The sequence below is a fragment of the Corynebacterium sp. HMSC073D01 genome (genome assembly GCF_001815555.1).
Taxonomy (GTDB): domain Bacteria; phylum Actinomycetota; class Actinomycetes; order Mycobacteriales; family Mycobacteriaceae; genus Corynebacterium; species Corynebacterium glucuronolyticum.
The window spans coordinates 85,323-85,637 of record NZ_KV821082.1; positions in this window are offsets into that span (position 1 = coordinate 85,323).

The following is a 315-nucleotide window of genomic DNA, read 5'->3' on the forward strand; positions in this document are numbered from 1 at the left end:
ATGAAAGGCTGCTCCCGAAAGAGCAGCGACCAGAGAAATACAAGCAACTCACATGTGACTTCAGTGCCCCTCAATGAAAGGCTGCTCCCGAAAGAGCAGCGACCGTGCCCTGGGGCGCGCTGTGGTTTCTGGCTTCTACCCCCTCAATGAAAGGCTGCTCCCGAAAGAGCAGCGACCGGGGGATCGTGAGGGGGATTGCGCCGATGACGTACTGCCCTCAATGAAAGGCTGCTCCCGAAAGAGCAGCGACGTCGATGAATGTCTCCATGTCGGCTGCGAGGCCCGCCCCTCAATGAAAGGCTGCTCCCGAAAGAG